The sequence below is a fragment of the Polynucleobacter duraquae genome (genome assembly GCF_000973625.1).
Taxonomy (GTDB): Bacteria; Pseudomonadota; Gammaproteobacteria; order Burkholderiales; family Burkholderiaceae; genus Polynucleobacter; species Polynucleobacter duraquae.
The window spans coordinates 860288-885452 of the sequence record NZ_CP007501.1 but is presented as its reverse complement, the minus strand read 5'-3'; the positions used below and the strand labels follow the sequence as shown (position 1 = coordinate 885452).

27 protein-coding genes and 1 riboswitch are annotated in these 25165 nt (G+C 39.8%); of the genes, 7 read left to right on the top strand and 20 right to left on the bottom strand.

Annotation, left to right across the window (positions count from 1 at the left end):
• The first annotated feature begins 19 nt into the window (after nucleotides 1–19).
• On the top strand, nucleotides 20–397 hold the full coding sequence (gene pcaC / locus CL55_RS04650; RefSeq protein WP_046330069.1) for a 4-carboxymuconolactone decarboxylase: 378 nt from the start codon (nucleotides 20–22) through the stop codon (nucleotides 395–397).
• 1 nt (nucleotide 398) lies between these two features.
• Here pcaC and CL55_RS04645 read toward each other — a convergent pair whose 3' ends face one another.
• Genes CL55_RS04645 through CL55_RS04630 form a run of 4 tightly spaced genes read right to left on the bottom strand, consistent with a single transcriptional unit; the run spans nucleotide 399 to nucleotide 3588 of the window.
• A complete protein-coding gene (locus tag CL55_RS04645; RefSeq protein ID WP_046330068.1) occupies nucleotides 399–1133 on the bottom strand; it encodes an amino acid ABC transporter ATP-binding protein in 735 nt (244 codons plus the stop codon).
• 30 nt (nucleotides 1134–1163) lie between these two features.
• Nucleotides 1164–1832: an amino acid ABC transporter permease gene (locus CL55_RS04640; RefSeq protein ID WP_046330067.1), complete on the bottom strand. Its 669-nt coding sequence runs from the start codon at nucleotides 1830–1832 to the stop codon at nucleotides 1164–1166.
• Between the two features lie 20 nt (nucleotides 1833–1852).
• On the bottom strand, nucleotides 1853–2641 hold the full coding sequence (locus CL55_RS04635; protein WP_046330066.1) for an amino acid ABC transporter permease: 789 nt from the start codon (nucleotides 2639–2641) through the stop codon (nucleotides 1853–1855).
• A gap of 32 nt (nucleotides 2642–2673) precedes the next feature.
• A complete protein-coding gene (locus tag CL55_RS04630) occupies nucleotides 2674–3588 on the bottom strand; it encodes an amino acid ABC transporter substrate-binding protein (protein WP_052728763.1) in 915 nt (304 codons plus the stop codon).
• Nucleotides 3589–3993: 405 nt separating this feature from the next.
• Between CL55_RS04630 and CL55_RS04625 the strand changes: the two genes are divergently transcribed.
• From CL55_RS04625 to CL55_RS04610, 5 genes are all read left to right on the top strand, one after another.
• Nucleotides 3994–4317: a hypothetical protein gene (locus CL55_RS04625; RefSeq protein WP_046330065.1), complete on the top strand. Its 324-nt coding sequence runs from the start codon at nucleotides 3994–3996 to the stop codon at nucleotides 4315–4317.
• A gap of 14 nt (nucleotides 4318–4331) precedes the next feature.
• Nucleotides 4332–4469, top strand: a complete 138-nt coding sequence (locus tag CL55_RS10630; RefSeq protein ID WP_156156269.1) for a hypothetical protein — start codon at nucleotides 4332–4334, stop codon at nucleotides 4467–4469.
• Nucleotides 4470–4616: 147 nt separating this feature from the next.
• Nucleotides 4617–5027, top strand: coding sequence for a DUF4149 domain-containing protein (locus tag CL55_RS04620; RefSeq protein WP_237150540.1), 411 nt, complete (start codon nucleotides 4617–4619; stop codon nucleotides 5025–5027).
• Nucleotides 5028–5055: 28 nt separating this feature from the next.
• Entirely contained in the window at nucleotides 5056–5406 is a 351-nt protein-coding gene (locus CL55_RS04615; RefSeq protein ID WP_237150539.1) for an HNH endonuclease, read from the top strand.
• Nucleotides 5407–5529: 123 nt separating this feature from the next.
• A complete protein-coding gene (locus tag CL55_RS04610) occupies nucleotides 5530–7092 on the top strand; it encodes a cryptochrome/deoxyribodipyrimidine photo-lyase family protein (RefSeq protein ID WP_046330063.1) in 1563 nt (520 codons plus the stop codon).
• 469 nt (nucleotides 7093–7561) lie between these two features.
• On the opposite strand, the gene CL55_RS10455 is transcribed toward CL55_RS04610, so the two are convergent.
• The 15 genes from CL55_RS10455 to CL55_RS04530 form a co-directional block, all read right to left on the bottom strand.
• Complete coding sequence (locus CL55_RS10455; protein ID WP_052728762.1) at nucleotides 7562–8926, bottom strand: glycosyltransferase family A protein; 1365 nt, start codon at nucleotides 8924–8926, stop codon at nucleotides 7562–7564.
• 24 nt (nucleotides 8927–8950) lie between these two features.
• Nucleotides 8951–9760 carry a hypothetical protein gene (locus CL55_RS04600; RefSeq protein ID WP_046330062.1) on the bottom strand — a complete coding sequence of 270 codons (810 nt, stop codon included), beginning with the start codon at nucleotides 9758–9760 and terminating at the stop codon, nucleotides 8951–8953.
• Between the two features lie 12 nt (nucleotides 9761–9772).
• Nucleotides 9773–10906, bottom strand: a complete 1134-nt coding sequence (locus CL55_RS04595) for a radical SAM/SPASM domain-containing protein (protein ID WP_046330061.1) — start codon at nucleotides 10904–10906, stop codon at nucleotides 9773–9775.
• 63 nt (nucleotides 10907–10969) lie between these two features.
• On the bottom strand, nucleotides 10970–12010 hold the full coding sequence (locus CL55_RS04590; protein WP_052728761.1) for an NAD-dependent epimerase/dehydratase family protein: 1041 nt from the start codon (nucleotides 12008–12010) through the stop codon (nucleotides 10970–10972).
• Nucleotides 12011–12244: 234 nt separating this feature from the next.
• Nucleotides 12245–12904, bottom strand: coding sequence for a hypothetical protein (locus CL55_RS04585; RefSeq protein WP_046330060.1), 660 nt, complete (start codon nucleotides 12902–12904; stop codon nucleotides 12245–12247).
• Nucleotides 12905–13033: 129 nt separating this feature from the next.
• Entirely contained in the window at nucleotides 13034–13696 is a 663-nt protein-coding gene (locus tag CL55_RS04580) for a radical SAM protein (protein ID WP_046330059.1), read from the bottom strand.
• Between the two features lie 139 nt (nucleotides 13697–13835).
• Entirely contained in the window at nucleotides 13836–14357 is a 522-nt protein-coding gene (locus CL55_RS04575) for an NUDIX domain-containing protein (RefSeq protein WP_046330058.1), read from the bottom strand.
• Nucleotides 14354–15499, bottom strand: a complete 1146-nt coding sequence (locus CL55_RS04570) for a class I SAM-dependent methyltransferase (protein WP_170216996.1) — start codon at nucleotides 15497–15499, stop codon at nucleotides 14354–14356. The genes CL55_RS04575 and CL55_RS04570 overlap by 4 nt, the downstream gene beginning before the upstream one ends.
• Nucleotides 15496–17316 carry a thiamine pyrophosphate-binding protein gene (locus CL55_RS04565; protein WP_046330057.1) on the bottom strand — a complete coding sequence of 607 codons (1821 nt, stop codon included), beginning with the start codon at nucleotides 17314–17316 and terminating at the stop codon, nucleotides 15496–15498. Before CL55_RS04565 ends, CL55_RS04570 begins: the two co-directional genes overlap by 4 nt.
• Nucleotides 17316–18824, bottom strand: coding sequence for an N-acetylneuraminate synthase family protein (locus CL55_RS04560; RefSeq protein WP_205621298.1), 1509 nt, complete (start codon nucleotides 18822–18824; stop codon nucleotides 17316–17318). Before CL55_RS04560 ends, CL55_RS04565 begins: the two co-directional genes overlap by 1 nt.
• Nucleotides 18825–19197: 373 nt before the next feature.
• Entirely contained in the window at nucleotides 19198–20541 is a 1344-nt protein-coding gene (rfbH, locus tag CL55_RS04555) for a lipopolysaccharide biosynthesis protein RfbH (RefSeq protein ID WP_046330055.1), read from the bottom strand.
• Nucleotides 20542–20549: 8 nt separating this feature from the next.
• Nucleotides 20550–21680 (bottom strand): CDP-glucose 4,6-dehydratase, encoded by a 1131-nt coding sequence (gene rfbG, locus CL55_RS04550; protein ID WP_237150538.1) that lies wholly within the window; start codon nucleotides 21678–21680, stop codon nucleotides 20550–20552.
• A gap of 6 nt (nucleotides 21681–21686) precedes the next feature.
• The gene (rfbF, locus tag CL55_RS04545) at nucleotides 21687–22460 is read right to left on the bottom strand and encodes a glucose-1-phosphate cytidylyltransferase (protein WP_046330054.1); all 774 of its coding nucleotides are present in this window, start codon (nucleotides 22458–22460) and stop codon (nucleotides 21687–21689) included.
• 473 nt (nucleotides 22461–22933) lie between these two features.
• Nucleotides 22934–23119, bottom strand: coding sequence for a hypothetical protein (locus tag CL55_RS04540; protein WP_046330053.1), 186 nt, complete (start codon nucleotides 23117–23119; stop codon nucleotides 22934–22936).
• A gap of 118 nt (nucleotides 23120–23237) precedes the next feature.
• A riboswitch (glycine riboswitch) is annotated at nucleotides 23238–23342 on the bottom strand.
• Nucleotides 23343–23792: 450 nt separating this feature from the next.
• Nucleotides 23793–24056 (bottom strand): helix-turn-helix domain-containing protein, encoded by a 264-nt coding sequence (locus CL55_RS04530; protein WP_046330051.1) that lies wholly within the window; start codon nucleotides 24054–24056, stop codon nucleotides 23793–23795.
• 90 nt (nucleotides 24057–24146) lie between these two features.
• Here CL55_RS04530 and CL55_RS04525 point away from each other — a divergent pair, with 90 nt between their 5' ends.
• On the top strand, nucleotides 24147–24596 hold the full coding sequence (locus CL55_RS04525; RefSeq protein WP_046330050.1) for a bactofilin family protein: 450 nt from the start codon (nucleotides 24147–24149) through the stop codon (nucleotides 24594–24596).
• A 95-nt stretch (nucleotides 24597–24691) separates the two neighbouring features.
• Here the strand turns inward: CL55_RS04525 and CL55_RS04520 are convergent, their stop codons facing one another.
• On the bottom strand, nucleotides 24692–24970 hold the full coding sequence (locus tag CL55_RS04520; protein WP_046330049.1) for an HU family DNA-binding protein: 279 nt from the start codon (nucleotides 24968–24970) through the stop codon (nucleotides 24692–24694).
• Between the last annotated feature and the right edge of the window lie 195 nt (nucleotides 24971–25165).

Here is a 25165-nt window from a genome sequence, read left to right as displayed (position 1 = left end):
ATCACCACAGGAGATCAGCATGAATAAAGAAGCATTTGAAAAAGGCCTCAAAACTCGCCGCGAAGTACTTGGAGCTGAGTACGTAGACAACTCTATCAAGAATGCTGATGCATTCAATATGCCTATGCAGGAATTGGTCACTGAGTATTGCTGGAATGAAATCTGGAATCGTCCCGGATTAGATCGCAGGACAAGGAGCATCATTAACCTATCTATGATTACTGCTTTAAATCGCTCTCATGAACTAAAGCTGCATGTGCGAGGCGCAATTAATAATGGATTAAGTAAAGAAGATATTCAGGAAGTATTTTTGCAGGCGGCGATCTACTGTGGAGTACCCGCAGCGATTGATAGCTTTAGATGCGCCAAAGAAGTCTTTGCTGAAATGGGGATTTAATTTAGTAATCTAAAATTTTTGAGAGGAAATCTTTGGCTCTCAGCGATCTCGCTTCGGGTTTGCCAAAGAACTCCTCCTTGCTACAATCCTCAATGATTTTGCCTTGATCCATAAAGATCACGCGGTGACTCACCTTGCGAGCGAAACCCATCTCGTGGGTAACACAGCACATCGTCATGCCCTCATTAGCAAGCTTTACCATGACATCTAGCACCTCACCCACCATCTCTGGATCTAAGGCAGAAGTTGGCTCATCAAATAACATCACGATCGGATCCATACTCAAAGCTCGCGCAATCGCTACTCGTTGCTGCTGACCGCCAGATAACTGCCCAGGAAACTTATCCTTTTGCGCCATTAGCCCAACACGCTCTAAATATTTAAGTCCATGAGCATTGGCTTCATCTGCCGATCTACCTAAGACCTTCATTTGAGCAAGCGTCAGATTTTCGGTAACACTGAGGTGTGGGAAAAGCTCAAAGTGTTGAAATACCATGCCAACACGCGAACGTAGTTTTGGTAAATTGGTTTTTGGATCATGTAGCGCAATTCCATCAACTCTAATCTCGCCTGACTGAAAAGGCTCGAGAGCGTTAATAGTTTTAATCAAGGTGGATTTACCAGAGCCAGAGGGTCCGCAAATCACCACAACCTCACCTTTTTTGATCGATGTGGAGCAATCTGTTAAGACTTGGAATGAGCCATACCATTTGGATACGTTTTGAAGTTCAATCATGATGATCTATTTAATTTTTACTGAGTGAGATTAGCGAATGATGGCGACTCTTGTTTGTATCTTGCGAACTAGTTTAGAAAGTGAGAAACAAATTACAAAATAAGTTGCTGCTGCCAAAATATAGGTTTCAATTGGGCGGCCATAATTTTTACCGGCAATCTCAAATCCTTTAAGTAAGTCGTATGCGCCAATCGCATAGACCAAGGAGGTATCTTGAAACAAGACAATTGTCTGGGTCATAAAAACAGGGATCATGTTTCTAAAGGCTTGAGGCAAAACTACAAGACGCATGTTCTGACCATAAGTCATGCCCAAAGCCTCTCCTGCAAAGCTCTGCCCTTTCGGCACGGATTGAATACCAGCACGAACAATTTCAGAGAAAAATGCCGCCTCAAACGCGATGAAAGTAATCGTGGCCGAGAGATCTGCTCCAATGGGTCGACCAATCAACATAGGGATCAGCAGGAAAAACCAGAGAATCACCATTACCAAGGGAATAGACCGCATCGTATTCACATAAAAGGTAGCGGGATAAACTAAAAATGGCTTTCCAGACAAACGCATCAAAGCTAAAAATGTCCCAAATAGGATGCCTCCAACTGTTGCAAAAATAGTCAGCTGAACACTAAATACCAAACCCTTCAGAATGTAGTTAGTAAATAATTCCCAATTATAAAAACTCAGGTCTAAGGTCAACATGAGATTAATTCCGCCAACAATTAGTGCGCCAAACTTGCGTCATTTGAGACAATAAAACCCGGAATACGACTGCGCTTTTCAATCAGATTCATAACTCGATTAACTGAGAATGCCGAGAGCGCGTATAGCAAGGTGACTGCTAAGTAGATTTCAACCCCCCTTGATGTTTCTTCTTGAGCCTGCATTGCAAATAAGGTTAGCTCTGGTACAGAAACCGCAAAAGCTACGGAGGAGTTTTTAATTAGATTCATACTCTCCGAGGTCAGTGGCGGCATCACAATCCGTAATGCCATTGGCAAGATAACGTAGCGATAACTTTGCGCAGTTGTTAAACCTAATGCAGTAGCAGCAGCCCTTTGTCCGCTTGGCAGGGCCTGAATACCCGCCCTCACCTGCTCAGCTATACGAGCAGATGTAAAGAAACCAAGTGCGATGCTCACTAACCAATAGGATGGAAGAGATTTTAAGGGCAAAACAAAAGAAGGAATAACGTGATACCAAAGGAACACTTGAACCAAGATGGGGATATTTCTGAATAACTCTACCCAAGCAGTAGAAATGCGAATCAGCCAACGATTCAAAGAGTTTGTAGTTGGCAAGGTTCGGAGGGTGCCCATCACAGCCCCCAGAATTAGAGCAATCGTCAGACTAAGAGCCGCTACAGCTAAAGTCCAACCCCAGGCCTTCATCAACCAATCAAGATAGCTTGGATCGCTGTTTTGAGCCAAACCAAAAAGTGCGGAGAAGCAGTGATCCACCACTTCTCCGTCTAAGGTGTTCTTACAAAAAACACCTAAATCTAAAGACATATTGTTAGCTCGTATTTAGTAACAAGTGTCGATTATTTTTTGTTGTAGTCTTCAGCAGGCCTGTCGTTGAGATTAGCCCAAGCATTTTTGGTTGCTGGAGACAACTCAAGACCTACAACACTATTCTTTGGTGGAATTGGAGCTAAAAACCATTTATTCCAAAGCTTAGGCATATTACCGTTAGCCACAATCTTGGCAATCGCAGTATTCACAGCGGCCTTAAATTCTGGATCATTTTTAGGAACCATAATGGCGATAGGCTCAGTTGCTAGAACCTCACCAACAATCTTGTAGTCCTTTGGATTCTTGGAATTAGCAATGTTGCCAGCCAGGATTGAGCCATCCATTACGAAAGCATCTGCACGACCGGACTCTAGCAATAAGAAACTATCAGCATGATCTTTACCAAATACCTCGTCAAAATTGACGCCATTGGCTTTTTCGTGTTTACGCAATAACTGCACGGAAGTAGTGCCTGTAGTTGTAGCAATTTTTTTACCGGCTAGCTGTGAGATTGAGGTGATACCAGAGTTTGCTTTTACTGCAATCCGAACCTCTTCTACGTAAAGTGTGTTTGCAAAACCCACATCCTTAGCGCGCGCAGTATTGTTAGTCGTTGTTCCGCACTCAATATCCACTGTGCCGTTCTGGACCAAAGGTACACGGTTTTGAGATGTAACAGGTTGATAGTTAATGCGCAAAGTGCTTAGACCAAGATTGGCTTTTATATCAGCCAAAATCATGCGACATACCTCAACGTGATAGCCATCAAAGCGGCTGTCACCAATGGTGTATGACATTGGAATAGAGGATTCACGAACACCCATAGTGACCGCTCCAGAAGCTTTAATTTTATCCATCGTCTGGCTTGCAGCAAGGGTATTTGCAGCGCTCAACAATAATGTTGCAGCGATTAAATAGTTGGTACCGATTTTTTTGCTTTTCATAAAATTCTCCTATCTATTATCAGCATCAAAGTAGCATCTCTAGTATATATATAGATATAAGATGAAATGAGAAATACTCCCAAATAGGGCGGAAGGAACTGGAGAGAAAGGCTAGTGAAGTGGCCGGTCCAAAACGATTTGAAGGTGCTGCATACGTCTTAAGTGAATCTGCGTTTATTCGAATCTCTATATATTTCAATGGTTTACACCATGGTAAAGAGACTATTTAATGTGCTAGGTAATGGTTTTTTTTATGCAATTAGGAAGTACGCAATCAGAAAATATGTTGAATAAATAGAGAGAGTGCCTGTAATTCAGAGGGATTACTTGGGGTAACTAGGTTGGATCTTGATATTTATGGAAGAATAGCCGCTAATTAATCTGTAACCCTAAAGGAAAAGGATCATGTCAATATTTCGCAGTTTTGTACTCTTCGGTTTTGTATTGATCACATCTAACCAGTCATTTGCCCAAGCAATCTCTAAAGATTATCAAAAGAATTGCGCTCGCGAGCAAGTAGCTGAACATCAAGGCATTAAAGGTAAAACCCTCACAGAGGAGGACTTTACAGCCTATTGCGCTTGCCAAGCCGACTTCATTTCTAAAAATGCTTCGAATCGACAAGTTAATGAGCTAGTCATGAACCCAAAAGCAAAGCCTGAGTGGCTCAAGACTCTAGAGTCAAAGGCCATTAAGGCTTGTATTGCAGACCCTAAAATGAGCACATAGGATTTAGGAAACAAATGGATAACTTTGGCCCCGTTATTTTGATTGAAGTCATACTGATGTTTGGAGGCGTTTTACTATTCGCATGGTGGCAGTTACGCGATCTTCGGAAAGAACGAGAAAAAAATCAGAAGAAAAAAGAGCAAGAAACTTAGTGGCTGGCTCAGCACTCTGTCTATTTTCTGAAAACATCGCGTAAACCAAAGCTCAACTTGATTCACCATAATACTTTGCTATTTTGATTCATCCTATTTCTTACCCAACAGTGCTGCTTGTAAGCCTGCTTATCTCGAGGCTATCCTTTGATTGAAACCGTTCTCCACACATCTGCCTTACTAAGCTCCTCCTTACTATTTGGAGGCATGCTGTTATTTTCTGCAAGCTTTGCCGCATTTTTATTCAAATCTTTACCACCTGAAGATGCTCGTGCATTAATACGCAAGGCCTTCCCTTCTTTTTATATATTTGTTGCTATCACATCACTCATTGCAGCGTTACTAGCTATAACGAGCAGTTTATTTAGCGCTAGCATTTTGGCGCTCATTTTTCTAACTACTATTCCTACCCGTCAAATCCTAATGCCCGCAATCAATGCAGCTACGGATGCAAAACTGAAGCAGCGTTTTTTAATGCTACATGGTTTATCTGTTGTTATTACCTTGGCATATATCATCGCAGTTGGATTTGTGATTGTTGATTTAGCAGCCCAATAAGAAAACCTATTTTCAGGTTACCAATGCTATGACAGGACGCATCAAGAAAAAACTGATTCTGTCTGAGTTAAGTAACTTACCAGGTCCACAACCTGAATTATTGATTTGCCCACTTTGCAACAGAGTCATCCCAAAATCTCAACGAGATGAGCACCACCTTATTCCGAAGTCCCATGGGGGCCGTCAAACTGCGGTATTACATCGTATTTGCCATCGACAGATCCATGCTGTCCTCACCGAAACTGAGCTAGCGCGTCAATACAACTCCGTCGAACAACTCAAGCTACAAACCGACATGGCAGATTTTATAAAGTGGGTTCGTTTGAAGCCCGATGAGTTTTTTGAACGGGTCCGTAAGAGTAAAAGACTGCGGTCTTAATAGAGCCCATAAATGGGCAAAGTAGCACCATAAAACAATCTTACTGGTTGGGCAAAATTAGCCAAAGGCTTTTATGATTAGTAACTGTCTTTTAAAAAGATTAATTTCTAATACTGCTAAATTATGAGTTATCAACTGGTCTGGTTTAAGCGTGACTTGCGCTGTGAGGACCACGACGCCCTTGTCGAAGCTATAAAGCGTGGACCTATTCGGTGCATTTACGTCATTGAGCCAAGACTTTGGCTACAACCAGATGTCTCCCTACAACATTTTGAGTTCATTCAAGAATCCCTTCAAGACCTAGATGCCCAACTGCGTTTACGTGGTGGTTCTTTAGAGATCCATGAGGGTGAACTGATCGAGGTGCTTACTAAAATTTGGCAAGCCAATCCTTTTAAAGGCATTCATTCTCATGAAGAAACTGGAAATGGATTTACTTACGTCAGAGATCGAGAGCTTGGTCACTGGTGCAGGTCTCACGCCATTCAATGGGGTGAATATCCCCAGTTTGGTGTGACTAGGGGGCTTAAAAACCGTAATGTATGGCAAGCCAATTGGCAAAGACACATGGAAGCACCCTTACATGAACTTTCACAGATTCATTTTTGGAAAGCCCCTCTTGCAAGCACCTTAATACTGAATTCAAGTGCATCTCATTTAACGCCCTCAACGATGCAGGCGCCTCAGCACTTGCGCCATAACCCTCCCCGCAGACAACACGGAGGAAGGTCTGTTGCACTCAAAACACTCAATAGTTTTTTAAAGCAACGAAGCATGCAGTACCGCGGCGGGATTTCTTCACCCCTATCTGCGCCAGATGCTTGCTCCCGCTTATCGGTATATCTGAGCTATGGGTGCCTTAGCATTAGAGAAGTAGTCCAAGCTACAAATGAAGAATTACTTCAAACTCCGCCTCAAGCTAGTCGAAAAATATCGGGTCTGAGTGCCTTCATGAGTCGCTTATATTGGCATTGTCATTTCATTCAAAAGCTGGAGAGTGAACCTGAAATCGAATGGCAAAACATGCACCGTGGCTATGACGGACTCCGTGAGAATGAATTTAATCAAGATTACTTTAATGCCCTAAAGGACGCTAAGACGGGCTGGCCCATGGTAGACGCCTGCGTCACTATGCTGCGCGAGACGGGATGGCTTAATTTTAGAATGCGTGCAATGCTGGTCTCTGTTGCAGCCTACCCACTTTGGCTGCATTGGAGACCGGTAGGAGAATGGTTAGCCACTCAGTTTTTAGACTATGAGCCAGGCATCCACTGGAGTCAGCTACAAATGCAATCTGGTACAACTGGAATTAATGTGACTCGCGTCTATAACCCCATTAAGCAAGCGCAAGACCAGGACCCAAAAGGCATTTTCGTTAAAAAGTGGCTTCCTTATATGCGTCAGATACCAGATACATGGATATTTGAGCCATGGATGATGCCTCAGGAAGTGCAAAAGAGTATAGAACTTTATACGGGTAAAGAAATCCCAGAACCAGTCGTAGAAATTGCCATTGCCACAAAGCAATCTAAAGATCGTCTATATGCCAGACGTAACTTATCAGAAGTACGGGCTGGTAAAAAATCTGTTGTTGATAAACATGCCTCGCGAGCAAAAAGAAAGGAATGCGACAGCTCTAAGGCTAAAGGGGGAAATACGAGCCCACAATTTACTTTTGAATTTTAGATCCGTCCCGATAAATCCATCTACCAAGATATAGTTTGAATCCTTATTTAAGGTAATGCTTATAGATTTTTTACTCTGCCCAGTACAATAAGAATGTGCGACCTACGCCTTCAAAAGAACCAATGAATACTTAAAAATTTATGTATATATATGGCTTGAAATATAAAAAATGGCACTATTTAACAAACCGTATCATCCCATGATGTAAGTGAGATGCTATGAAGCTCTGCTGCAGTCAATTATTAACCGTTTTAACTAATAATAGATATCAGACTTTAATTTAAATTTTCAAACTCAATCTCAGGCCCATTGTCTAACTGATACGAGATAAGCAAGGACTTCCGGTATACATCCTGCACCCAATTAATTTTCAGGATAGCTCAACCTGCTTAAGTCCAAACCGCGCTACAAGTTCATCAAAACATTGTTCTAATATAGCTCTCACTGAAACAAACGCATTTACTTGATATCAAATCATTAGCTTACGACTTCCTTTAGGAGGTAAATATGATTTTGTCCTAGTTAAATTTCCTTCTAATGCAAGAATTGCTGTAATTATTAATTGCTTTTTATCCACGTCCACCTCATTAAAGAGACCATCAAGCATTTTAAATAGCTTTAACCCCTCTATATCAGAAGAGAGAGAGCGAGAAAGATGGAAATAACGTTTTGCTAACTTAAAATCTTTTCTAGCTATAGCCCTACTAGCGTATCTTAATGATAAAGTCGCAAGCTTTTCAATTGATTGATCAAATTTTTTGACCACTTTTGGATGATAGTTAGACATTTCAACAAAACTATGACACATAAGTAGAGGCCCAAAAATTTCTAGCATACTATTTTCAGTGCTTTTTGAGTCACTTAACGGATGATCCCTATGACCGAGAAGAGGCTCACTTATATAGGCTATTGGATAATCCAAGCACATCTTGAAGTCTCTAATTCGCGCGCCCCACCAACGCGAAACAACAGAATCTTCGCTATCCGACTTAGCAGCTTTAGCGGTATCGTAAACAATTTGAGAAACGCTTGGATTAACGGCAGCCATCATATAGACTGCAGCCTGGTCAACACCATCAATCAAATATGATCCATCATAAAAAGGCTTCTCCTTGCTAATGACACCTTGATCATCTACGATGTTTCGATGAAACATGACAAATCCTATTTGAGGATATTTTTTGAAGGTTTTAACGGCCCTTTCAATACAGTTTGGCTCCAAATAATCATCTGAGCACATCTCAATTCTATAATGCCCACTCACATGAACTAAACAATTTTCTAAATTTGCTTTGGGGCCTTTATTTATATTATTTCGAGTCAATGTTATTTTTTTCGGATACTTTTCAGCAAATTCGCAAGCAATAGCCCATGAGTCATCATTAGAAGCATTGTCAGAAAAAAGAATTTCTATATTTTGATAAGTTTGCTCCACTAAACTAGTTAAGCATTTTCGTAAATATTTTCCATAACAATAGTTATGAAGAGTTATAGAGACAAGGGAATTTTTATAAAATCCACCTAATTCAATGTACGATTTAAATAGAAAATTATTATAAAATTTATGTGGAACAGTATTTAAACCATCTTTGATTAATATAGTCTCACCCGATTTTACTAGTCTAAGAGCATTTTTAATATTAAATTTAAGATTTTTTCTTTTTCGATTTCTTACAACCGTTAGATTTATTTGTGTAACTGCTTTTTTGGAAACCCAATCCCACAGCTTGTCAGTGCTTGCATTATCAATCAAAATACAATGCTCTTTAGGGCTCAATTTCAAGAGATAATTTTTTGCACTTTCTAGGGTTTGATTTAAAAGTACCAGGGCCATAAACACTACTTTTCGAAGAGATGTCTAATTTAGAGATTGAAAAATTGTTATACCACCAGCCCACTGCTCTGATACTTGGGTAACATTTTTTGAGAGCATCTGCGTCATACACCAAAATTCCATGTGGGGGCCATATGACTTCATCAATAGAACCAACCTTGGATCCTTGTGAATATATGCTGAAAGGCATAATATGGGCGCATAGTTTTCCTCGCTAATTAATAGCTGTGGATTTCCAATTAGCGCAGCCATAATATCGATGCCACCACTAAGGCATATATTTCCAATATCCGGCAAATCATCCATTTGCTGTCTTTGTGACTCAATATCAAATTCTTGCAGTGTCTGGGGAAAATACCAACCGATTACAGTACCTGATTTACATGCATTTACAAAAGATTGATAGCGCGATCTTGGATCCAAAGTGATACTACCCGCTAGCTGTGAATCACTTTGCAATATTGCCTTGAAATGATGATCGGGGAATTTGGCATTAAACGCCCGTTGAAAATTTGGTAGCTCAACATCCTGTAAATCCCTACCTAAGTCATCGAAAGATTTATTAGATTTACATATGAATGGAACAGCTAACCCATTAAATAAATTCCGATAATCAGAATTAGCTTCGAATTCTTTTTTAAGATTTTCGCAGGCAGTCTGAAAAGTATTTAAGTCAATACTAGAGTCAACGCCACCAAACTGAATAGACTTTGATAATACGTCAGAATAATCATTGAGACGTCCGTCAAGTCGGTAATAAGTTTGAGGAGTCTCACCAAAAAGACGAAATTCCTTACGTGGAATACGTCGGCCAGTTTCACTAAAAAAACTCATAATATGCCTTAATTATTTAGATATGGTTTTTGTTCGCCCAAAACCATGCTCATATGGCACAGGTAATAGCGGACTAATATCCAAATAATCATGTACCGATTGATTGTGGAATTGAATAAAGTCTTTATGCTCACCGATGATGCACTCATCGCGATACGGTCCCAGCCAGCTATTCATCATCCCCCTCTCGAGAATTTCGAACAGAGGCTCTTTAGTAACATTGCCAATTGAAAGATCCATATATGGGCAAGGAATAATTTCGCCATCGTGATTGACGGTATTAATGCCTTTCACGGTTATACAGCGCCCTGGCTGACCATAGGATGGAGTCATGTGAGTAAAAACATTATATTTATCTTCCAAATACTTTAATTGGTCCACATCTTTTTTAGTGCATACCCAAGTATCTTGCTCTCTCATTGTTCCAACGGGTTTTGCAAGGGTTACATACAGAGGTATGTCACCCTCCTTGCAAAAGCTGCATAAGTCTTCAAATTCTTGTGTAAAGACTCTATCCTTGATTATGCAAGTTGAAATAAGCAATTCCAAGTCGGCTTTTTTTGATGCTTCTAGTGCTCGCATCACTCTCTTATAGGAACCTTTTTTACTCCTAAACTGATCATGCTCTGCCTCAATAAAACTATCCAGTGAAATTTGGGCTTTATAACCACCTAGACCTGCAAACCACTTTGCCTTCTCGTCGTCAAAAGTCCAGCCATTTGTATCAAGAATGATCAAGTGTTTCATCGGATCGAGTACCTCAATCAATTTATCCAAATTTTTATCAATTAAAGCCTCCCCACCCGTAAGAACAAATCTAAATAATCCATAATCATCAGCCTGTCTTGAGAGCTCTTTATAGTCATCCAATGACATTTGTGGGCGAGGATCTGGCATACCGGTACGTTTTTTTAAGTCTCGCGTCATATAGGGCTCTTCGCAGCAGTGGGCGCAACTAAAGTTACATAGTGAGCGATTAATCTTTAATCTTAAAATTGGGCTAATGTCTCCATCAAGCATATTTTTAAAATAACTCTGAATCTTTTGATGAACTCTTGGACGTTTTTGACTTTGATCCTTGCGCTTATTTTTTTCAACCAAAGATAGTGCCTCATGGTCAGCCAAGATTTGAAGTGCACTACTCATAACCTATTTTCCTCAAGAAAATTAATACTGCTAAATTTAATCAATTTGGACGCAGAAATGTATTCATAAACTTGCCATCTTTTTAATACCTTGGCTCAATGTCGTCCACTCACGTAATCCATATTTATTACAAATCTTATCAGTATTTGGGATATAGGTATTACGACTAAAGTTTCCTACTTCATGGGTCAGCCCCAAAAATTCCACCCTCTTTTCCGCTGCCAGGGTATTCCGAACTAGGAAAGCCAGATCCCCAATAGAAATAGATTTTGATGATCCCACGTTATAAATTTCGTTATCTCCATGGAGTAGTAATTTTAAAAGCCAAACCCAAGCATCACCTATATAAAGATAAGAGCGTAATTCTTGACCTCCCCCTTTTACGGTAATTACATCCTTGGTTATTGCATCATTTACAAAATTACCAATTGCATAGTGGATATCCAAGGGCAAAAATGGGCCAAAAAAAGAAAAGCATCGAGCAATTGAATACTCAAAACCACCTTTGAGTGCGTAGTATCCAATTAGATATTCTGCCAACCTTTTTCCTTCGCCCAATGCAGAAGAAACCATGGTTGTCTTGGGAGCCTGAAGCATTTCTTCAGTAAAAAAAGTGTCATTTGATGGGCCATAAGCAACACCAGACGACGTAAATAATACTTTTTTTACCCCAGATCGAACTGCCTGCTCTAGAGTGTTTCTTGTGCCCCTGTACAAAAGATCTAGCTTTTGTAACTGATCTTCTCCGTCAAAGGTTTCGGATGCTGCTGTAGTTGCCATATGAATTAAGTAGTCAGTCTTAATATTTGGCAATTCAAAATTTATCACATCCCCTGAAATAAAATTAACAAGCCGATCGAATGAGTACTCGGCATTTGCTTCTAAAAATTTTTCTGGATTGCGACTCAGTACATATATATCTATTTTGAATTTTTTTTCTAATATCAAGGAGCATAGAATTTGAAGCAGCCAGCGCCCAAAAAAACCAGTGCCCCCGGTAATCAATATTGACTTATTGTTGAATAACTGAATATCTTCGCCCAAACGAGAAATAGCATCAGCAATATCGGCGCTGATGTCATAGTCAGAGAGGTGGAGCATCATCAGTTAACTTTCTTAAAGATAAGCGCACTTTCAATAAGTATTTGGATGCTTTGTAATGCCAAGCCCTCCGGTCCTGCTTATGATTGTACGCAATAATTGGATTAGAATTGCCTAAAGATATAACGATAGTTGCATTTTCTCTATTACCAACCATTTCGATTATTAAATTATCCGAAGAATAATTAACGATAACTAATAATTCAAAATTAATTGCAGTTTGTTTTAAAAAATAATCTAGTATCTGCGGTTTAAGGGTTCATCTGAAATTAATATTATCTCCTTATCATTTATATGAAATGAGTCGCTCATGTCATTTAAGATAGAGTTCATAAAATATTCGCTTGTAATTATAATCTTATCAAAGTTGATATTTTTTAAATCCTTATAAGACCTAACCTCAACACCATTTAGTTTTTGGCCATGCTTGCTCACGCTAAGATCGGCAAAAGATATAATATTTAATTTACTAAACTTAACATTTGATAATAAGTTAAGGGTTGCAACTCCAGATGGTGCTACAAGTACTCTAGAATTATTCAGTTCGTCGAGTAAGGAATCAACATCTTTTAATCCATAAGTTTTATAGTTATTAAATTTTTTTAAAATATTTTTGTAGATGACTATTTTTGAAACGTCAACCGACTTAACTGATTTTTTTTTGGTTTTAAGCTGTTCAATTTTTTCTTTTGTTTTTATTTGGAATGCATTCATAACTGGAATCACGTCTCCAGCAGCTGAATCTCCAAAATGGGATGGTGTAATACTCCAATCCTCAAATAGATTGTACAACTTTGCATAAGCGTCTAAGTATGCAGTTTTATCATCTAGGTTTTCAAAATGAGAAAGGCTGTAGTCATGTAATAACCAAATGTTTACGATTCCAATTGCTAGCATTGAATAAAGAAAGCCGTATAAATCATCATCACCGAGTGTATCCTCAGTAAAAATATATTTAGCAGCAACTTTGCCTATTCCCTCGACCTCAGCCTCTCTGTATTTTGCTAAGTTTTTGATAACATCACTTTAACAATTACTTTTTTTAGTTTTAAAGTATGTCGACGGGGTGCCAGCATCAACAGAAATAATTAGCCAAGTGATTGTTCCATCCTTTACTGCATCATAAACTGCTTGAGAAAATATAATACCGTTACTATATAAACGAACCCGCATTTTATTTTCTCTAAAAAAAATTAAATGCTCATCCAAGTCCTTCATTAACGTCGGCTCTCCGGCATTAAAATCAACAGAAGCTTCGAATGTGACATCCTTGGCATCAAAATGCTTCAATATATTTAATGCACTATATTTTTCTTTCTTGAAGTCATTATTTTTAGTAAAGCCACAATAATTACATCTTAAATTACATGCTGAGAAGTGGGCGACATTTACAAATTCTAATTGATCAAAGCGAATCTCTTTATATTCTTTTTCAACCCAATGAGTACATTTTCTACAAAGAAAATCATTGTCATTTGGATCATTTAACCTTTCAAACAGGGCCCTTCTTTTATCAACTATCATCTGCTTTGTTAAGTTTAGAGGTATTTCATCTGGCCCCCAGTAATTCGGAGCCTCTACAGCACCAGTTGAGAATGTGCAAGCTCTGACACCATCATGAGCCAATCTAAGCCCACTTTCTATTCTTGAGCAAGACTTAACAATCTGATGGGGTGCATAGCTTTTCATAAGAGCTCTCTCTAATATATTGATAAAAATTAAAATGCCTAACAGCCGTTCCAAAATTTCATTGAGATATAGTGGTAATTCCCAAAGATGCGATATGCAGTGTTAAATTAATACATTAATATCATTGTAGATTTCTTAGTCAGAGGGGTGGTGTATCGTCTATAAATTTTCTAAAAGATTCGTGCACTTTCAATAAATTTTCTGGCGCTTTATCATGCCATGACCATTGACCCTGCTTGGGCTCACCATTGGAGTAGGCTTTTTCCTTAATTGGATCACTACTAAGTTCACACAAATACAGCATTGAAATAAAGTGGCCGCGCACATCTCTTTCAGAATTAATTAAGCCACGAATATGAATAGGCTCAGTAGCAAAATTGACCATTGCACCTAACTCCAACTGTGCAACCTGTTCAATCCTATGCTCAATTTTTTCCTTAAAGCGAATAATACCTCCAGGAATATGCCATGCAGGGCCATAAAAGCGATCATCACGCCAAGTTAACAGAACCTGACCCTTCTTATTTTTAATTAGAAGGTCAACATTAATAAGTGGCGTAAGTTGACTTACAAAATAAAAGACATCAGTCGGCAAGCCTTCCTTGGCATTCTTTACATGTTCAAGTACTTTCTCTAAGTGAAATTTTAATTCTTCACTCATCGCACAATCTCCAGATTGTCTTCCCTCAGAACTGCAATATGCGCAATGAATGAATATTTCTCCAAAATTATTCGAATAACCTCATTCGAATATCCAGCAGCCATTACGATAATAGCCTTGGGGGGATGGGCAATTAAGTGCTCCGGACCAACAATTAGAAGATGTGTAGCGGGAGTAAATTTACCTTGCTTAAATGGAGCAGAATCAACAATATATTTAATTTGATTAGCCACCCCAGACATTGCAATGACCGCTAAGGACTGGTGGCCAGCACCCCATATAGCTACGTCGCGGTTACCATGATGACCTAAGAACGTAGTTAATTGAGATTTGATCTTTTCCTGTATATTTAAGAAATTTGTAACATCTAGCAATGGTCTTTTTCGCACCTTTGCAGACAATATATAGTCATTCCAAACCGACTCAACTGAGATAACTTCGAATCCATTTTTTTCAAGAATGAAAGTAATTGACTTTCTATCAAAATAAAAAATGTGATCTGTTGTGAATTCGGAATACAGGCCCTTGTTAAGAATTAATTCAAAATTAGGAACCTCAACCAATCCAACTGCGCCCTCAGATAAAGCTGAATGAATTATTCTCAACCCTTTATTTGGGTTAGGCCAATGCTCCAAGAAACTAAAAATAGTAAATGCATCAAATTTAAAGTCACTTGGTAATTCAAAATCCAAATCTAAATACCCTTTATAGATTTGAGGATATTTTTCCCTAGCCGCTATAACGCTCGTTTGGGCATACTCAATTCCGGCAACTTTTGTAGCGCCCGCACTGATCAGCAAATCAATATATTCTCCCCTGCCACACCCAACCTCTAGAATCTTTTTATTCTCTAGAAGGTTTTGCTTAATCCAATGATGAAGTTGATCAACACGAAATTCACCCATCTCCTTTGAAAAGGCAATAGCGCGTATTACCTCCTTGTAATAGGGAACTGGTGCCAAGTTATGTTGCACAAGGCCACAATACGTGCATTGAAATATTTCTAAATTGACCAAGTCATCACACTCTTCACTAGCATCTAAAAATCCTTGTGCTGATCTTGGCGAATTCTCATACCTTAGTAACGGTGATGCGGATAAGGATCCGTCACAGACCCTACAAGAATTTGATTTTTTAATCAAACCCTGGCCTTTTCAGAATTAGGATGGATTTCGACCAGCATTTCGGCCTTAAGTTGCTCAAGAGTTAACAGAGGACTCATGTCTTCCAGTGGCATTGAGATAATCGAACCATCTGGCTGGGGCATTGCGGCAACCTTTGGTGATAAAGCTTCATCTCTCATCAGATGCACATTCAAGATTCTTGGGCCTATAGAAGCAAAAGATTTTTTTAACTGCTCTACCGTATTGATATTTTCAGCTGCTAAACCCATTCCCTTTGCAACCTCTACAAAGTCTGGAATATATAGGCCGGACGCCGGTCCTGTGCCCAAGTATCGTGCCTCAAAATAGTTACGCTGCGTATTGCGAATAGAAGCATAGCCGCCATTGTTCATCACTACAACAGTAATGGGTAAATTTAGTGCCTTCAATGTTGCAAACTCTTGTAAATTGAGCATCAAACTTCCATCACTTTCGACGCAAACGGTCGGAATTCTTCTGGCACCAATACATGCACCAATAGCAGCAGCGATACCGTAACCCATGGATCCCAACCCCGAAGTTAAAAACATCCGCTGTCCAGGCTTATTTCGATATACCGTATAAAATACCTCGACTGCCAGGCCTGAACTTCCAGTAATTACTAACTGATTTTCTGGGATAGCATCGGAAATTGTATCAACAAATTCATAATGACTGATCGGGGTATTGAGATCAAACTTTCTACCATCTAAGGGAGTAAATCTTTTTTTCCAATCAAGGCATTTCTCTCGCCAAGTATCCCATTCAGGACGCGCTGAAAAACTACTTGCAAGGCATGCAACAATAAAATCTTTAGCGTCAGACAAAATTGGTAAAGAGATATCCATTTGATGTTGATCTAATTCATTTTGATCAACATCAACAACAATTTTTTTTGCATTCTGTGCAAACCCTTTTGGGTTGTAAGCAGTAATAATGTTATCCAGTCGACAACCAATGCTAATCAAACAATCGCAGTTTTGAACAGCAAAATTTGGTGCACGTGCTGCAACCACACCAGGACGTCCGACATACAAAGGGTTGTCCCAAGCTAATAAATCAGAAGCATTCCAGGTAAATACACAGGGAATTCCCAATTCCTCTACAAGCTTTTTGAATTGTTTTGATGCACCAGCTATCCGGATGCCATGACCTGCTAGCACTAAAGGTCGTTTTGCTTGGAATAGTAGCTTTTTAAACTCCTCTAATTGGTTAGATAACTCAGTCTTCACACTAGAAACGGGTGGTTCAAATCCTAATAATTTTTCAGGGTCAATAGGTGAAGCCTGAACATCCAAGGGCACATCCAACCAAACAGGTCCTGGACGCCGTTCTTGCATATGCCAAAGTGCTTCTTCAAAACATTTGCGCGCATCTTCAGGCGAGTTAATAGTGATAGCAAACTTGGTAATTGGCTTTACCATCGATACAACATCAACCTCTTGGACACCACTTTGACGTAGCGGCCTTCCACGAAGAGCATCGGGCCTTTTTACCTGACCTGATAAAATAAATAAGGGTAAAGACTCAATCCATGCACCAGCAACAGGCGTTAGGACATTTGTTGCCCCAGGACCCGTTGTCACCATAGCAACACCAAATCCAGATTGGTGGGTTCTACCATAGGCTTCTGCAGCAATGCCACAGGCCTGCTCGTGATGGCAGGGAACGGCATTAATACGGGGCTCGCAAGCAAGCGCATCATTCAGATACATTGCGCCACCGCCGGGCAAAAAGAAAACGTCTTGTACGCCTAGATCGGCCAACCTACCCAACAAATAATCGGCAACACGAAATATTTTTTTGGTCGAGCTCATTAATCAACCATCCAATATGTAAGAACAGATTTACGATTTAGGTTTTTGTTAATTGCCTCATCGATATAAAAAGAATCATTCTTAAAGTGTGTAGATGAAATCTCCTCAACCACCGCACCGCCAGTCGAGCGAAACGCATGCTTCACACCGGGCATAACAGTCACTACATCTCCAGGTCCTAAGATTTGAGGCTCACCATCCAACTGCAACTCCAGATCCCCAAATAGAACATGAAATGTTTCTTCTTTTTGATTATGGTACTGCTCCGGATGAAATTGCCCCGGAAGACTTACTAATAGCTTCTTGCAATAATCACGATTAACTACAGTGAGCATGACTAAACCAAATTCGTCAAATTTATCAAGACCATAATGATGAGAAATTTCCAGTTCAACACCGCCCGGAACAATAACCTTACCCTCTTGAAGTAAATTTTTTACACGCCTTGCGATATCAAGAATTTTTTCCCTAGTATTACTATGAACTGTATTTTCTGGCCCTATTGCTTGATTGACCAAAATATCTGAATTTGCGATAAATTCAGAATATTTTGAATAGTCGTTGGCTGTAAATTGAGAATCATTTGGTGGAAACGCAAAGTAAAAATTGTCACGTGTAATTCTCTGCCCCGTCTTGATAGCTTGCTTAGCAAACATACCCCTTCTAAGAGAGCGCAGGCTATCTTTTTCAGCTTTGTTTTCAGGCAATCGAGTCTGACTCTCACCGCAAACCATCACTGTATACGCTGCAGCTGAAAGCCATGCATCAGCTTGCTGTGGAGTTACAGAGTAGGCATTAATTGGATATTTCTCAGTTACCAAACCTACATGCTTCTCAAAAATATTAGCGCCTTTAGCAATAGCAATCTTTACTAAATCTGTATTATCAGGATTTTCGTGTGTAGAGAAACCAATTCTGATGCTAGGGTATCTTTTTCTTAAAAAATCAATTTGAGAGAGATGCATCTTTTCGTCTGCAGTTGGATATTCACCAACGCAGTGCATAATTGCAAAATCTTTTTTGCGATTTGACAAAAAGCTTACAACCCGATCGATATCTTCTAAAGATGCCCCGGCGGTAGAGGCGATAATCGGCTTATCGATAGAGACAGCCCTTTCCAGAACTGGCCAATCAGTAAAGGAACAACTTGCAATTTTGATGATATCTAGATTTTGATCCTCAATAAGATCAAACGAGATCTCATCAAATGAAGTGGCCATTGTCAGAAAACCATTGACTCTAACCTCAGCAATTAAAGAATCAAATTGTTCTCTGGAAAGTTTGGTTTCTGCAAAACGCTTGATGTACTTAATATCCATCCGATCTTTTAAATCAGGGTGAATAAAGGTATCTAAATCACGATATTGAAGCTTAAAGGCAAATTTAAATTGAGGATATTTTTTGCAAACCACTCCAAAAGCCCTAATTAAGCTTAACCCATGGTCAAGGTCACCCATATGATTATTTGCCATTTCTAAAACAAACAAATTATTTGGTAATTTACTCACAATTAAGCCTTCTTTAAAAAACTTTAGCATTTACAATAATTCAAATCGACCAATCTAAAGTACTACTCTTAATCAAAGTTATTTAAGATAAGCACTAATGAATCATCTATATTGCCTCAATAAAACCCCGTATGCATAAAATTTAAATTACATTCTTATTATGCTGCCTCTCCATTTTTTGGACGCAAGCATGATTAAATCAGAACAACAAATAATGTAATTGGACTATCAATCTAGTTTTTTCATTTCGAAGATTAATGCTATAAGTACCCCTAGCGTTGAATTAACTGATGTTCCACCAAGATCAAAAATTACGCTCATTTACAAATCAACCCTTGGGCAGATTGCGTGGTACTTGCACTATCAATTACACTCAAAATTTAACCCCCAAAAACTCTTCAATTTTTGATAACGAAAATTCAAGCATCTCTCTCGTTAACGCAGGCTGGACACCAATCCAAAATGTATTATTCATTACATTATCAGTGTTTGTGAGTTCTCCACTAATACGGTACAGGGCGTCTTTCATATAGGGCTGACGTATCAAGTTTCCGGCAAAAAGAAGGCGAGTCCCCACCTTATTTTGATCTAAATAGCTTATCAAATCTACTCGCGATACTGGACAGTCTTTTTTAAGAGTAATTGGAAATCCAAACCAGGATGGATCTGATCCCTCTGTAGCCTTAGGTAGCTGTAAAAATTGCTCGCAAGAGCTCAGGCGCTCCCTCAGGAATTTAAAGTTGTCCTTGCGAGCCTGAATAAATGCAGGTGCTTTTTCTAATTGAGCTAAGGCGCACGCAGCTTGCATATCTGTAATCTTTAGGTTATATCCTAAGTTACTGTAGATGTACTTATGGTCATAGCCATAAGGAAGTTCGCCCAATTGCCAAGCAAAACGCTTGCTACAGGTATTGTCCTTACCTGGGGCGCAGTAACAATCTCGACCCCAATCCCTGAAACTTTCTGCAATTTTTATTAATTCATGATTATTTGTAAATACCGCACCGCCCTCGCCCATGGTGATGTGATGTGCTGGATAAAAGCTAAGAGTGCCAATATCACCAAAGGTACCTACCATTTGGCCTTTGTAAGTTGTGCCCAAGGCATCGCAACAATCTTCCACAAGCCACAAATTATATTTTTTACATAGCGCTGTAACAACATCTAAATTAAATGGATTACCCAGAGAGTGAGCCAACATAATTGCCTTAGTTTTTGAACTAATAGCAACCTCAATTTTAGTGGCATCAATATTATGAGTAATAGGATCAACATCCACAAAAACTGGCACCGCACCAAATTGAACAATAGGGTTAACGGTCGTTGGAAATCCTGAGGCCACACTAATGACTTCATCGCCTTTTTTAATGGCGCGATCACCTAATTTATCGGAGGTTAATGTTGAAAAGGCAACCAAATTTGCAGAGGAGCCAGAATTCACGGTTATGAGATGCTTTATACCAATAAATTGCGCAAGCTTTTTTTCAAAAAGATCATTAAAGCGACCCGTTGTAAGCCAGCCATCTAAAGATGCCTCGACCATATTTTCCAGCTCTTTTGAGTCAATCAACTTTCCTGATGGAGGAACTGCTGTCTGACCAGGGATAAATTTTTTGGGAGCGAACTCTAAAGCAGAATATTCTCTTACCAATTCTAAAATTTGCTTACGAATCTTATCTTTAGCAAGCTGATCAACAGAAATAGAAAATTCGGTCATATATTTTATTAATTAAAATTTCTAAGATTTTGATAGCGGGCAATTTGTCTCAAACTTGTCTCGCGCATATCACTTTGCTGTTGATAAGCATGATGCCACTGTGTAATACTCTCAATAGCTTGCTCAAGACTCAAGCGGGGCACCCAACCTAAATGTTGACGAGCTTTTGAGCAATCTAACTTTAATAAGTGCGCTTCGTGAGGTTGTTCATCCTGATCCTGAACCCAGCTCACTGCTGATCCCCAATTTTTAATGAGTAGATTAATAGTCTCTTGCACAGATCTCGCATTTTCGTCCAAAGGCCCAAAATTCCATCCACCGTCAAACCGAGCACCCTCTTCATAAAGAGCTTGCGCCAAAACAAGATACCCAGACAAAGGCTCCAAGACATGTTGCCAAGGACGCGTAGCTAAAGGATTTCGAATCATGAGGTTTTCTTTTGCCTCAAAGGCTTTAATAGCATCCGGAATCAAACGATCGACCGACCAGTCGCCACCGCCAATAACATTTCCAGCTCGTGCTGAAGCAATGGCAACTTTATGTTTCGAATATTTTTCTGGTGGAAAGTAAGACTGGCGGTAAGCGCTTGTCACCAACTCTGCACAACCTTTGCTGCTGCTGTAAGGGTCATGACCACCCATCGGTTCATTCTCACGATACCCCCAGGCCCACTCTTTATTCTCATAACACTTGTCGGTTGTAACAATCACTGCAGCACGCAGACAGTCCAAAGTCCGAATAGATTCGAGCACGTTTACCGTACCCATGACATTGGTAGCATATGTCTCTATTGGATTATCGTAAGAGTAGCGTACCAAAGGTTGGGCTGCCATGTGAATCAAAATCTCTGGCTGAGCATCAGCTATCGCCCTTTTTAATTTCGCAAATTCCCTAATATCAGCAAGATGGGATTGCTCAAGATCGGCTGCAATCTTAGCAACTTCAAAAAAGTTTGGGGTAGCATTTGGAGCCAGTGCGTAGCCTGTAACTTTGGCACCCATTGAAGCGAGCCATAGAGATAACCAGCCGCCCTTAAAACCAGTATGGCCAGTTAAAAAAACCCGTTTGCCATTCCAAAAGGTGGGATTAACAACCCCTTGTTGCTCGATCTTAGGATTGGGTGATGCAGATATAGTCACGGGCACCTAAACCCATACTTTCCATGGCGCCTTGCCACCCGCCCACAAATCATCGAGATGCTGTTTATCGCGCAAGGTGTCCATCGGCTGCCAAAAACCATTATGCATAAAAGCCTGTAGCTGACCAGATATAGCCAATGTTTCTAGAGGCTTGCGCTCCCAAATTGTACTGTCATCCTTGATTAAATCAATGACTTTAGGGGAGAGCACAAAAAAACCACCATTGATATACATCCCATCCCCAAGGGGTTTTTCTGTAAAATTTATAACAGAAGTACCGTCCATATCGAGCGCACCAAAACGACTTGGGGGCTGAACCGCTGTCACCGTAGCTTGTTTACCATGGGCTTTATGAAATGCAATAAGTTTTGTAATATCAATATCACCAACACCATCGCCATAGGTAAAACAAAAATCTTCATCATTTAAATACTGATGCACTCGCTTTAAGCGACCACCAGTCAAGGTATCTTCACCAGTATCTATTAAAGTAATTTTCCAGGGCTCAGCGTGCTGCTGATGAATTTGCACATCATTATTGCTTGCCATATCAAAGGTTACATCTGACATATGCAAGAAGTAGTTTGCAAAATACTCCTTAATCATGTAGCCCTTATAACCACAGCAGATCACAAAATCATTCACCCCATGAGCAGAATATAATTTCATGATGTGCCACAAAATGGGCTTTCCACCCACATCGACCATGGGTTTTGGGCGAGAGGCGGTCTCTTCAGAGATTCGGGTTCCAAGGCCCCCAGCCAATATGACAGCCTTCATCAGAATCCTTTAGGCAATTGAAACTATTATTTTAAGTGGAAAAGGAATGTTTTTCTCATTTTGTTGACTTAATTTGATGCATTGCAATAAATTAACCTTCACCCCAATAACTTTAACTTATGACCAAGGCTACTTGAACGCTAGCCAAGCTTGATCCATGATCAACCACAATCGAGCCAATAAATCAGTCCGGGCTTATACAAGAAAAAAATTGAATTTGGCCTGCCCAGCACGATTCTCGCGTGCAAAAAGAAATGATCGCAGCAGCTCTAAGCTTAAGGGAGAGGATACAAGTCCGCAATTTACTTTTGAGTTTTAGATCTGTCCCGATAAATCCATCCACCAAGATGTAGTTTGAATCCTTATTTAAGGTAATGCTCATAGATTTTTTACTCTACCCAGCACGATTCAAACGTGAGACCTACGCTTTAAACAAACCCCAGCTATTACTAACTGGGGTTGTTGTTTGACTATCAGGCTGGAGTAAATGACTTCGGTGACTTACAGAAATCTACTATTAACTCTGAAAAGCCGAGGTAGCGTGCGTTTGTTTTTCTAAAGCTTTCTAATTCAGCAATTGCTGGTGAAACTTCATTTTTATAGCCAGCATCCTCATATCCAGGATGAAAAGGGGCTTCTTGGACTAGTTTATTGCTCATGATAAATATCCTTATTCAGTAAGTGAAAATTGAATCAATTGATTTGTATTACCAAAAACTGAATTAGCTTGGAAGTGCGCGCATGCGAAATCTCCTAAAGTGCCATATCAATATAGCTGCCGCTCCCCCTGTCCCTGATACCTGAGAGATTCACACTGCAGCGTGGCTGAGTGCTTGCTCCTTCGGTGCACCATAAAGATGGTGACTCTCCAGACGGCTATTTAGGATAAGCAGTACCTTCCTGATGGATACCTGAGCGTTCATGGGAGTTTGCGCCTTCGGTGGAGATAAAACCTCACTCTCCTGCTTGCGGAAAAGTATATCCTTAAGTCTGGAATCTATTCAAGTGCTATTTAATCCAATCCATGTTTTGGACAAGCTTTTGCTATATTGGACAACTAAGTGAACGCTGTCTTAGTTTCTGAAATTGATTGCAAACCTTTGATTTAAAAAGTTTTAATTAATAATAGATTTCAGATCTCAGATTTTAATTTAAATTTTCAAACTCAATCTCAGGCCCATTGTCTAACTGATACGAGATAAGCAAGGACTTCCGGTATACATCCTGCACCTTGGACCTAGCCTCCCTCAAGTTTTCCCCATGAATTCTGATCTTTGAGATATGTGATCCACCGCCATCAAAATGGCGAACTTTTATAGTCCAGTACATTACTCAACCCATTTCCTCATTGGTTGATAAAAACTGATGCTCTGAAAGACCGAGATAAATTGCCACTCTTTTTGCCGCCTGTATCTTAATTGCCATTGTGTAGAAGGTTAAAAAAGTATCTGCCTCTTCAAGCTCCTTGATATGCCACTTTTTTAAGCAGACAGCTTCAGCAAGTTCTTCATAGCGCAAGCCTCGCTCCTCACGAGCTGCCTTCAGTACTTCTTTAAGAATCACAATGACTACCTTTGGTTTAGGCGTTAAAAACATAAAGATTGATTAAAGAGTTGTCATAAACCGATGCTAGAGTAAGAAATTGACAGTTTTATTACTAATCATTAGTTGAAAGCGGTGGTGACTATGTTTTTTAAAAAAGAGATAGAAACGACCTCAAATACATCATCAGAGATGATTCCCGCTAATGACTTGCTTCAAAACGAGGAGATTAGTGAAATAATCCAAAGTGCACCAACGTTGCCAGAGGGGCAAAATGTACGCCAAGCAGGAAATCTAGTTGTTGGCGAAGGAGTTTGCTTAATGGGCTCCTTCAACGTCCCTAATAAAACCATCATAACTGGGCTAATTGAAGGCAGCCTTGCTACGAAAGAACTATTAGTTGGGAAAGAAGGTAGAGTCCAAGGCGAAGTCAATTGTCAATTAGCCGATATTGCTGGACACGTTGAAAATGATCTTCAAGTTCATATCACCCTTACTATTCGGGCAAGCGCAGTGATTACAGGCAATATTTTTTACCACGAAATTACGATTGAAAAAGGTGCCAAAATTAGCGGCCAATTGGCCAGACTTTAGCTGGACTTAAATAGCCTGGCTTAAAGTTACTCAAAGAGTCCTCATTCCTGCAATCAATCAAGTACTCATTAAAGCCTCACTTCGCATCTATCAGATTAAGGATGATTAATCTGCCTCTTGAAAGCTGAGCTAGCTCTAAAGACAACTGATTTAATGACTAGGATTTGAACTGAGAGGCCAGTGGAAGGGTTGCGCCCCATTCGAGCACTTCGATTAACCTGGAGAAATGATCCCAAGCCTCCAATCTGAACTACTTCATTCGCGCTTACTGCCTCCATAATTCGACATATGATCGACTCCAATGCAAGCTTAGCAGCAGCATTTGGGATATCTGCCCCTGCCGAAATCAACTCTATTAGCTCTACTTTATTCATATGGATTTTTATTTATTGGCTTCAATATTTCTAGATTTCGTAAAGCAATTTAGCATGGCTATATGTCAATAATTAACCTAATAGTCAATCAATTGTCATAAAGTAATTAAAAATTTAAGTAGCCGTTACCCCCCCCAACACAAGGGAGCATCAACAGTCTTACAAAGAATCTCTTTATTGATTAGGGAATTACAA

Coding starts and splice junctions, on each gene's coding strand:
- pcaC (WP_046330069.1), top strand. CDS start 20: ATGAATAAAGAAGCATTTGAAAAAGGCCTCAAAACTCGCCGCGAAGTA.
- CL55_RS04645 (WP_046330068.1), bottom strand. CDS start 1,133: ATGATTGAACTTCAAAACGTATCCAAATGGTATGGCTCATTCCAAGTC.
- CL55_RS04640 (WP_046330067.1), bottom strand. CDS start 1,832: ATGTTGACCTTAGACCTGAGTTTTTATAATTGGGAATTATTTACTAAC.
- CL55_RS04635 (WP_046330066.1), bottom strand. CDS start 2,641: ATGTCTTTAGATTTAGGTGTTTTTTGTAAGAACACCTTAGACGGAGAA.
- CL55_RS04630 (WP_052728763.1), bottom strand. CDS start 3,588: ATGAAAAGCAAAAAAATCGGTACCAACTATTTAATCGCTGCAACATTA.
- CL55_RS04625 (WP_046330065.1), top strand. CDS start 3,994: ATGTCAATATTTCGCAGTTTTGTACTCTTCGGTTTTGTATTGATCACA.
- CL55_RS10630 (WP_156156269.1), top strand. CDS start 4,332: ATGGATAACTTTGGCCCCGTTATTTTGATTGAAGTCATACTGATGTTT.
- CL55_RS04615 (WP_237150539.1), top strand. CDS start 5,056: ATGACAGGACGCATCAAGAAAAAACTGATTCTGTCTGAGTTAAGTAAC.
- CL55_RS04610 (WP_046330063.1), top strand. CDS start 5,530: ATGAGTTATCAACTGGTCTGGTTTAAGCGTGACTTGCGCTGTGAGGAC.
- CL55_RS10455 (WP_052728762.1), bottom strand. CDS start 8,926: ATGGCCCTGGTACTTTTAAATCAAACCCTAGAAAGTGCAAAAAATTAT.
- CL55_RS04600 (WP_046330062.1), bottom strand. CDS start 9,760: ATGAGTTTTTTTAGTGAAACTGGCCGACGTATTCCACGTAAGGAATTT.
- CL55_RS04595 (WP_046330061.1), bottom strand. CDS start 10,906: ATGAGTAGTGCACTTCAAATCTTGGCTGACCATGAGGCACTATCTTTG.
- CL55_RS04590 (WP_052728761.1), bottom strand. CDS start 12,010: ATGATGCTCCACCTCTCTGACTATGACATCAGCGCCGATATTGCTGAT.
- CL55_RS04585 (WP_046330060.1), bottom strand. CDS start 12,904: ATGCTAGCAATTGGAATCGTAAACATTTGGTTATTACATGACTACAGC.
- CL55_RS04580 (WP_046330059.1), bottom strand. CDS start 13,696: ATGAAAAGCTATGCACCCCATCAGATTGTTAAGTCTTGCTCAAGAATA.
- CL55_RS04575 (WP_046330058.1), bottom strand. CDS start 14,357: ATGAGTGAAGAATTAAAATTTCACTTAGAGAAAGTACTTGAACATGTA.
- CL55_RS04565 (WP_046330057.1), bottom strand. CDS start 17,316: ATGAGCTCGACCAAAAAAATATTTCGTGTTGCCGATTATTTGTTGGGT.
- rfbH (WP_046330055.1), bottom strand. CDS start 20,541: ATGACCGAATTTTCTATTTCTGTTGATCAGCTTGCTAAAGATAAGATT.
- rfbF (WP_046330054.1), bottom strand. CDS start 22,460: ATGAAGGCTGTCATATTGGCTGGGGGCCTTGGAACCCGAATCTCTGAA.
- CL55_RS04540 (WP_046330053.1), bottom strand. CDS start 23,119: ATGAGCAATAAACTAGTCCAAGAAGCCCCTTTTCATCCTGGATATGAG.
- CL55_RS04530 (WP_046330051.1), bottom strand. CDS start 24,056: ATGTTTTTAACGCCTAAACCAAAGGTAGTCATTGTGATTCTTAAAGAA.
- CL55_RS04525 (WP_046330050.1), top strand. CDS start 24,147: ATGTTTTTTAAAAAAGAGATAGAAACGACCTCAAATACATCATCAGAG.
- CL55_RS04520 (WP_046330049.1), bottom strand. CDS start 24,970: ATGAATAAAGTAGAGCTAATAGAGTTGATTTCGGCAGGGGCAGATATC.